We start from the raw sequence: 1,578 nt of genomic DNA, 5'->3' as shown, positions 1-1,578 counted from the left end.
TTTAAAGGATACGCGCGATGCAGTGCAACGTTTTACGAATGTATTGGTGGTTTCTTTAGCCGTCTTGTTCTTTCTCTTAGTGTTGGCTGCTTGGGCGCAAGTCGCTGTGGGTCTTAAACCACTGCGTCAACTGCAGCATAGTCTGAAGCAAGTACAGCATGCGAATTCAACGCGTCTACTTGGTGTATTTCCCACTGAAGTGCAGCCACTTGTTGACGACTTCAATCGCGTACTGGTGCAGAATCACCAAGTGCTTGAGCGTGCGCGCACTCAGGCGGGTAACTTGGCTCATGCACTCAAAACGCCATTGTCGGTTCTTGATCAAGCGGCCTCCCTAGAGCTGAAAAAAAATACCAGTGAACTGGCACGGCAGGTGCAAGAACAAGTGATATCGGCGCACCGCCATATCGACTGGCATTTGGCGCGGGCTCGTGTGTCAGCGACGCAACGTCTTCCAGGACAAAGAACCGATGTGGCCATTGTATTGGCGGGTCTGGTTCGCGTCATGGAGCGTGTGCATGCGACTCGAGAAATTTCAATAGAGACAAAAATACCAGATTTACCTCTGTACTTTGCAGGAGAGGAGATGGACCTGCAAGAAATGCTGGGAAACCTCTTAGACAACGCCTGCAAATGGGCGCAATCCCGCATCAAGGTAACGGTTGATCTGATTCCGAATATTAAACCGCCTGAATTCCAAGTGACCATCATGGACGATGGATTGGGCATCGACGATAAGCAAGTATCAGCTGTCATGAGAAGAGGTGTCCGGTTGGACGAGTCTGTGCCAGGCACTGGATTGGGGCTGGCAATTACCCAAGAATTAGCCAGTCTTTATGGTGGGCAGTTAATCTTGAAAAGGCTTGATACAGGCGGGGTTAGCGCAACACTCCAACTTCCGGCGACATGATCAAGTCCCGCAAAACGTTTTGTAGCAAGCGGTGACCTCTAAAGGTGCTGGACTGGCCAGTTTGATGTCGTGTTCACCAATTTCAGATGGCTGTTGAATAGCTGCCAGCAATTGCTTGAACGCTGTCCAATCGTTGTGCGTGGTGGCATTGTAGAGAGCCTCTTCAACCAAGTGGTTGCGGGCAATGTAAATGGGGTTGGCGCGTTGCATACTGACAAGCTGCTCATGGCGAGCCACTGTATGTTGTTGCAAACGTTGCTGCCAAAGGGCGAACCAGTTGTTGGCGTTTTCGGTATTTGAAAACAAAGTTGCGAAACTGTTTGATTTGGGTTGTGCAGTTTCAGATTCAATATCAGTCACTAAAACATCGACCAAACATCGCCAGCCTTGGGTGAAGTCAATGCCTTGGTCTTGCAACAGCTGTAAAAATTCCAACGCCAGTTGTAGATCAGCCTGATTGTCTTGCTCTGAAGCATCAGCTATTCCTAAACCCAATTTAACGCGCCAAACGGCTAAACTTTCTTCGGTATAGCGTGCATCAAATTCGTTTAACGTAGCCAAAGCTAGTGTGGAAGCTTGGTCATCATCTTCATGGATGAGAGGTAACAAGGCCGAAGCCAAGCGGCTGAGGTTCCATTTGGCAATGGCGGGTTGATTGGCGTAGGCAT

General features: G+C 49.2%; 2 protein-coding genes. One reads left to right on the top strand and one right to left on the bottom strand.

Annotated elements, in window-relative coordinates:
- Window positions 1-910 (top strand): HAMP domain-containing histidine kinase (locus GX466_08255; GenBank protein NLH94187.1); only part of this gene is annotated, 910 nt, incomplete at its 5' end.
- On the opposite strand, the gene GX466_08250 is transcribed toward GX466_08255, so the two are convergent.
- Window positions 911-1,578 (bottom strand): hypothetical protein (locus tag GX466_08250; GenBank protein NLH94186.1); only part of this gene is annotated, 668 nt, incomplete at its 5' end.

The sequence above is a fragment of the Candidatus Cloacimonadota bacterium genome, assembly GCA_012516855.1.
Taxonomy (GTDB): domain Bacteria; phylum Cloacimonadota; class Cloacimonadia; order Cloacimonadales; family Cloacimonadaceae; genus Syntrophosphaera.
This window is presented reverse-complemented; position numbering and strand designations above follow the sequence as displayed.